The sequence below is a fragment of the Tumidithrix elongata BACA0141 genome, assembly GCF_036349135.1.
In the GTDB taxonomy this organism is placed as follows: Bacteria; Cyanobacteriota; Cyanobacteriia; order Pseudanabaenales; family Pseudanabaenaceae; genus Tumidithrix; species Tumidithrix elongata.
In genome coordinates, this window is record NZ_JAZBJZ010000069.1 from 20,941 (window position 1) to 27,658 (window position 6,718).

Sequence of the window (6,718 nt, forward strand, 5' to 3'; positions counted from 1 at the left end):
GGCGCTATTCAGAGAAGAAATTGCTTATGAACCAAGCCTGATTGCTATAACAACTTAAAACAGTCGCTTAGAGCCATCAGGACGAATTGTAGCCCAATTGGTTTTTGCTACTGCTAATTGCTCATCGGAAACCTTTGCTCCCTTTAAGTCGGCTCCACAGAGGTTTGTCCCTCTTAAGTTTGCTTGGGTCATATAAGCCCCTTTCAAGTTAGCACCGCTCAAATTGGCTCCCGTTAGATCGGTCTTGCTCATATAGGCAGATTGCAGGTTCGCCTCTCGCAAATCCGCTTGAATTAAAGACGCACTACCAAGATCGGCTTTAAATAAAATTACCCGTTGCATCTTGGCATCCCTGAGATTTGTCCCACTCAGCTTTGCCTGCGCCATGTTTGCACCCTGAAAGCTAGCATTGGTCAAATCGGCATGACAGAGATCGGCTTCGACCAATTTAGAACGACTCATGACAATTCCTGCCAAAGAGGCACTGCCAAGGGAAACTTTACTGAGTTCTTGGTTTGTAAAATTGCGCTTGCCGTGACCATACTCAACAATTACCCGTCTACCTCCCTTTAAATCGCCAGTTTTTGCTTGGGAGCGCGTATTATCGGCGGTAGTAAACATTCCACTACCAAAGTCCGTGTTTGCAGTGCTGGATCGAACTCCTGCTTGAATACGCGAGTTGGGCGGACTGGGCTTGGGCTGCGTAGCCGACTGATATTGACTGCCTGAGGATATAGACTGCATTGCACCAGCGTCTGGAGCTTGGGCAGGCTTGGTATCGATCGCTGCAAGGACTTCAGCCGCAGAACGGAATCGCTGGGTTACAGCTTGCTGTAGCATCTTGTCAAATACAGCTTTGAGATTCTCGCTGACCTGTACCTGCGATTTCCAGTTAATTTCGCCAGTAAAGGGATCGTGGGGAAAATCTTTTGGCGATCGCCCCGTCATCAGATACATACAGCACATGGCAGTGGCGTAGATATCACTCGAAAAGACGGGGCGCATTGCCATTTGTTCGGGTGGAGCAAACCCTGGTGTACCAATGGCAAAGTTGGTCAATAACCCGCTCGGATCTTCATCATCCTCGTCAATCGTCGTTTTATTGACCTGACTAGACACAGCTCCAAAATCAATTAAGACAAGCTGTCCATCTTGTCGGCGTCGAATAATGTTGGCGGGCTTAATATCGCGATGGATTACGCCATTATTATGCATAAACCCAAGCGCAGGTAAAATCTCTGTTAAGACCTTGCGAATTTCAGTCTCGTTAAAAACCCCGCGTCTTTCGTATTCTTGCTTGAGGGTTTCTCCTTCAACGTACTCTTGAACCAGATAAAAGTTACTTTGTTCTTCAAAGTAGTCGAGTAGGCGCGGAATTTGTGGATGATTTCCTATTCTCCCTAGAGTTGTTGCTTCGCGCTCAAATAGCTCCCGTGCCATCTTTAACACGCTGGCAGACTGGGTATTGGGACGTAGCTGTTTAATTACACAGGAGGGATTGCCCGGCAGTCCTTCATCAGCAGCTAAAAAGGTTGCGCCAAATCCGCCTTTCCCTAAAGGACGACTGGCACGATAGCGATCGCGTAATCTCAAAGCATGACCACAAGCGGCACACACAAGATCTTGGAGTGCGTTTTCTGGATGAGGGCAGGTAGGGTTGACGCAGTAGCTCACAATTAGATCTCAGCCCCTAGTAAGGGTTTTATAGCAGTCAATTCATAGAGGTGCTTAAACGTCTAGACTTAAACTTTATAAAAAAGCTAAGTCTACTCAATGGGTTAAAAATCATCAAAGTCATTCGCTTCGGGATCGGGAATAGAACTTGTAGGTTTAGAAGTAGGTCGTCTCCTTCTTGCCGATGAAGTACCGCGATTTTCGTCATCACTTTCACTACCTAGGTTGTTATCACGGCTATCGCGACCGTTCTTAACATCAGAGCTGGGTCGAGGACGTCGCTTAGGGTTAACAGGACGAATATCATCCTCATCAATATCGATGACGGGCTCATTCCCTCGCCTCGACCGTTTGGTGCGACGGTCTTGTTCGACATCTCCTCTTAACTCTGAGGTTGAATCGCTAGGAGCTGAGCCACGCATACGGCGAGTCGTGCGATCGCGTCGAGGAGAAATTTCACGGGATGGGTCGATTTCAACGCGGTAATCAGAACCAATTGGATCGTCATCCATGTCCATTACAGGGCTAGGGGTTGATGACCGTCTGGCTTGACTTGCTAGTGCCTGCCGTAGAACTAAAGATTCGACAGCAAACCAACCTGCAAATCCTACGACTAAGACCTGAGCCAACTGCGTAGTAATTTCCATGCGGAAATTAAAGGCCAACAAAATAATGCCGTACACAAGGGCGATCGCCGAGAAGAAGATATCGTGGTCTCTTGCTAACTCAGGTCGGAAATTGCGGACAAAATAAAGTCCCACACCGCCCAGAGCAGCAACGATAGCCAAGATGATCATCAGTGGATTCCCACCTATGTTAATCATGGTGCTTGATGTCTCCTAATACCTGCATATGTTGTAGCCACTACCTGTTATGACGCAGAACTGTAACCAAAGTATACCCTAACCCTTCCATAACGCTTTTGGGCTTATCGATACGGTGACTGGTTTTAGCACTTGGTTAAGCAATCTCAACCTAAGATTCTAGCCCCTGGGTCTCCCGTATCGAAGCCCCCGATCTTAACCGCGTCGCACTACTTTATCTTTTTGGCTAATCCAAAGTAAGGCAACTGTGGCGGGAATAACGACAATGACTGTTCCCCATAGTAGGCTCCAGAGTAAATTTGCTAAAGAAGGTGTCATACAAAAAATATTCCTATAAATCAAAAATTTACTATTGATTTTAACACCACAACCTCTAACTCAGTCTCTAAGGATAGGCAAGCTTTGTGATTAAGACTTCTCGTTTGTAGCGTTCAGTTCAGGTGACTACTCCTTGGGCTGGCTGTGATTGACATGACGTACGATCCAATAGCTGATCGAGAGTGAGAGAATCGCAAAAGCTAGTCCACTATAGTCACCACCTGCCTCTTTACTATCATAGATAATAATTTTCCGAGCGACAGCCGTTAAGGCTGTAATAATGACCAACTCCAATTGAATCGCGTGGTTGCGTAGATAGGCTGCAATATTTTCTAAAATCTCTAGGGCAACCAAAATATTTAAAAATAGCCCAAAAATTTCAATTAAGTGCTTTAGCAAAGGTACGTCATTGCCAGTCTGAAGATCGTTAATCAGAAAGCGCCCTAAATCGATCACGGCAAATAAAATCACGACAATCATGGCGATCGCCAAAACCTTAGAGACAAGATTTTCGATCAGGTGAATGAAGCGTAGAAAATTTTGGTCGCTTGTCGAACTGAGGAATTGGGAAAATAGGTGCTTAAACCGTCGCATCATAGACACTTAGGTGGGGAATAAAAGCTTATGCTCACGCCATCCTACAGGAATGCGATCGCATTCGGCAGTAGTTCAGCTCACTTGCGGGGATTATTTATTGAAGTTGATGATTATTTAAAAAATCATAGACATAAGGCTATTATTTAGTATAATTTTCATAGACAAATATCTATACCTAGAGTTCAGATCCTTGAGATCGCAAATTTATGGCTCATCGCTTGCTAGACACGCATCTTTCTAATCAAATTACCCTGCATCAACTTCAGGTGTTTGAGGTTGCTGCCCGTCATGGCAGCTATACTCGTGCCGCTGAGGAGTTATATCTCACGCAGCCCACAGTATCGATGCAAATCAAGCAACTGACAAAAGTGATAGGAATTCCGTTGTTCGAGCAGGTGGGCAAACGACTATTTCTCACCAATGCGGGTAAGGAGCTTTTTAGTACCTGTCAAGAAATCTTCACAAAGCTGTCTCAATATGAGATGACCGTAGCCGATATGAAGGGTTTAAAACAGGGGCATCTAAAAATTGCCGTAGTTACTACAGCAAAGTATGTCATTCCTAGATTGCTGGGGCCATTTTGCCAACGCTATCCGGGGATCGATGTTTCTCTAAAAGTCACCAATCACAATGGCATTATCGATCGCCTCACGGAAAACAAAGACGATCTATACATTCTCAGCCAGTTACCTACAGACATAGATATTACCTCCTATCCATTCTTAGAGAATCCTTTGGTAGTTTTGGCTGCCAGCAATCATCCCCTTGCCCACGAGACTAACATTCCCTTGCAACGGTTGGCGGATGAGGCATTTATCATGCGCGAGTCCGGCTCAGGCACGCGAAGGTTTGTCCAGAAACTATTTGACGAGCATAAAACTGATTTTAAGATCAAGTTAGAACTGGCTAGCAATGAGGCAATCAAGCAAGCGATCGCGGGGGGCTTAGGCATATCGATTCTCTCGCGCCACACAGTCGCCCTAGAGGGAGCAACGGGACAGTTGGCAGTTCTAGATGTGCAAGGCTTTCCGATTCAGTGTCATTGGCATGTGATGCACCTCGCCAGCAAACAGCTATCGGTGGTTTCCAATGCATTTCTCAACTATCTGCAAGGAGAAGGCAAACAAATCATCGAGCAAAATTCTCTATGGTAATTGTAGCTTTGGCTAGGGGGATACTAAGGCTCGGAATACTGATAAGCTTAGGCAAGTAGTATTCCAGTCTTGGGTGCTGCTTTATTGGCATGACTAAAATTCTTAAGTATGGGCAGTACGTTCGGGTATTTATTTCGGATTACAACATTTGGTGAATCGCATGGTGGCGGCGTGGGGGTCGTCATTGATGGTTGTCCGCCACGCATTGAAATTAGCGAAGCAGAAATTCAGGTCGATCTCGATCGCCGCAAGCCGGGGCAGAGCAAAATCACCACACCTCGCAAAGAGGACGATCGCTGCGAAATTCTCTCTGGTGTGTTTGAAGGCAAAACTACAGGAACTCCGATCTCAATTCTCGTGCGGAACAAAGATGCGCGCAGCCAAGACTATAACGAGATGGCAGACAAATTCCGTCCTTCTCACGCCGATGCCACCTATCAAGCCAAATATGGAATTCGCAATTGGCAGGGGGGCGGACGATCTTCGGCAAGAGAAACGATTGGTCGGGTTGCCGCAGGTGCGATCGCCAAGAAAATTCTCCAGCAAGTCGCAGGCGTAGAAATTATTGCCTATGTCAAGCGAATTAAGGATTTAGAAGCTGCGATCGATCCCAATACAGTGACCCTAGAACAGGTCGAAAGTAATATTGTGCGCTGTCCCAATGCCGATATGGCAGAAAAGATGATCGATCTGATCGATTTGGTGCGTCGGGATGGCAACTCAGTGGGCGGTGTTGTGGAATGTGTGGCACGTCAAGTTCCAGTCGGCTTGGGCGATCCCGTATTCGACAAATTAGAAGCCGATCTTGCTAAAGCAGTCATGTCTCTCCCCGCATCCAAGGGCTTTGAAATTGGCTCAGGTTTTGACGGAACCCTCCTGACCGGAAGAGAGCACAACGATGAGTTTTATATGGAAGGCGAGCGCTTCCGCACGCGCACCAATCGCTCGGGTGGCATCCAAGGCGGCATTTCCAATGGCGAAGACATCATCATCCGAGTGGCGTTTAAGCCCACGGCTACGATTATGCAAGAGCAAAAAACTGTAACGGTTGGCGGTGAAGAAACGACGCTAATTGCCAAAGGTCGCCACGATCCCTGTGTTTTACCCCGTGCCGTGCCGATGGTAGAAGCTATGGTAGCCATTACGATCTGTGATCATTATTTGAGACAGAAAGCGATCGACCAGCGATCGATGTCTTAGTGGGGCTACTCATTCAGGAGACTTTGATAAAGCTTGCAATTGGTTTCAGTTATTCCACATATTGTTACTATATTTAGTTGTTACAGTTATTGCAATTGTTGCAATTATTGCAGATACTGCTACAATATTTAGTAGCAATAGCTGACAGTCTTTAAGTAGTGGACTGACAGGGCTAAGAAAGTGCAAATCCTTTGAGATTCTACGCACCATTTTAAGCTTGTCTTACAAGTAGTACCTATTTTCAAAAAACTGCGACATATCTTTTGGGAAAAACGCGTATAGTGTAAACCTCAAATCTAGATCTGTTACAAATCCACTTGAAATTGGGATAACCATATAAATGCCTTTTGCCTTTGCTTGGAGGCTGAAATTATGATAAAACGCACATCTTTCAATCTTGTAAATGATAAATATTTACAGGAAGTTGCTTCTGCAAAGAGTTTGCAAAAGCAACTTGAAAATAATTCTGTAATGCCAAAGTTGGTCGGCAGTGATGGACAGGAAGTTGCAATACCTGAAGCTGTTTTTGCTGTACTTCAGAAAGCCGTTCAGCTTATGGCATCTGGGAAAAAGATATCCATTCTACCTAGCGATTGTGAGTTAACACCTCAACAGGCAGCAGATATTTTAAATGTTTCCCGACCCTTTTTTATGGGCTTACTACAAGACCGTGTAATTTCTAGTCAAAAAGTAGGAACACATCATCGTATTCGACTTCAGGATGTTGTTGACTACAAAAAATCAAGAGATAGTGAAAGAAAGGAACTTCTAGATGAATTGATCCAGATGGGAGAAGAAGAAGGGTTTTATGAGGTCTAGTCAACTTGTTCTTGATCAAAGAAATCATTAATCTCACAAATTCTTCATATTACTTTGTCATTGTATACTAGGGCAGATCTAGCCTACATTATTCATGAGAACCCAAAAGAGAATAAAAATCAAGAAAAAAGG

General features: G+C 45.1%; 7 protein-coding genes. 3 read left to right on the top strand and 4 right to left on the bottom strand.

What is annotated here, in order from left to right; translation table 11 throughout:
- Positions 1-54 precede the first annotated feature (54 nt).
- The 4 genes from V2H45_RS16140 to V2H45_RS16155 form a co-directional block, all read right to left on the bottom strand.
- Complete coding sequence (locus V2H45_RS16140; protein WP_330484684.1) at positions 55-1,674, bottom strand: serine/threonine-protein kinase; 1,620 nt, start codon at positions 1,672-1,674, stop codon at positions 55-57.
- Between the two features lie 104 nt (positions 1,675-1,778).
- Positions 1,779-2,498: a Ycf66 family protein gene (locus tag V2H45_RS16145; RefSeq protein WP_330484685.1), complete on the bottom strand. Its 720-nt coding sequence runs from the start codon at positions 2,496-2,498 to the stop codon at positions 1,779-1,781.
- A 195-nt stretch (positions 2,499-2,693) separates the two neighbouring features.
- Entirely contained in the window at positions 2,694-2,816 is a 123-nt protein-coding gene (psbX, locus tag V2H45_RS16150; RefSeq protein WP_330484686.1) for a photosystem II reaction center X protein, read from the bottom strand.
- Between the two features lie 126 nt (positions 2,817-2,942).
- Positions 2,943-3,413 carry a phosphate-starvation-inducible PsiE family protein gene (locus V2H45_RS16155; protein WP_330484687.1) on the bottom strand — a complete coding sequence of 157 codons (471 nt, stop codon included), beginning with the start codon at positions 3,411-3,413 and terminating at the stop codon, positions 2,943-2,945.
- 206 nt (positions 3,414-3,619) lie between these two features.
- Here V2H45_RS16155 and V2H45_RS16160 point away from each other — a divergent pair, with 206 nt between their 5' ends.
- The 3 genes from V2H45_RS16160 to V2H45_RS16170 all read left to right on the top strand — a co-directional run bounded on the left by V2H45_RS16160 (position 3,620) and on the right by V2H45_RS16170 (position 6,586).
- On the top strand, positions 3,620-4,567 hold the full coding sequence (locus V2H45_RS16160) for a LysR family transcriptional regulator (protein ID WP_330484688.1): 948 nt from the start codon (positions 3,620-3,622) through the stop codon (positions 4,565-4,567).
- 108 nt (positions 4,568-4,675) lie between these two features.
- The gene (aroC, locus tag V2H45_RS16165; protein ID WP_330484689.1) at positions 4,676-5,767 is read left to right on the top strand and encodes a chorismate synthase; all 1,092 of its coding nucleotides are present in this window, start codon (positions 4,676-4,678) and stop codon (positions 5,765-5,767) included.
- Positions 5,768-6,139: 372 nt separating this feature from the next.
- Positions 6,140-6,586, top strand: a complete 447-nt coding sequence (locus V2H45_RS16170) for a helix-turn-helix domain-containing protein (RefSeq protein WP_330484690.1) — start codon at positions 6,140-6,142, stop codon at positions 6,584-6,586.
- The last annotated feature ends 132 nt before the right edge of the window (positions 6,587-6,718 follow it).

Bases quoted from the DNA above. Each gene is read 5' to 3' on its own strand.
- V2H45_RS16145 (WP_330484685.1), bottom strand. From the start codon at position 2,498: ATGATTAACATAGGTGGGAATCCACTGATGATCATCTTGGCTATCGTT.
- psbX (WP_330484686.1), bottom strand. From the start codon at position 2,816: ATGACACCTTCTTTAGCAAATTTACTCTGGAGCCTACTATGGGGAACA.
- V2H45_RS16155 (WP_330484687.1), bottom strand. From the start codon at position 3,413: ATGATGCGACGGTTTAAGCACCTATTTTCCCAATTCCTCAGTTCGACA.
- V2H45_RS16160 (WP_330484688.1), top strand. From the start codon at position 3,620: ATGGCTCATCGCTTGCTAGACACGCATCTTTCTAATCAAATTACCCTG.
- aroC (WP_330484689.1), top strand. From the start codon at position 4,676: ATGGGCAGTACGTTCGGGTATTTATTTCGGATTACAACATTTGGTGAA.
- V2H45_RS16170 (WP_330484690.1), top strand. From the start codon at position 6,140: ATGATAAAACGCACATCTTTCAATCTTGTAAATGATAAATATTTACAG.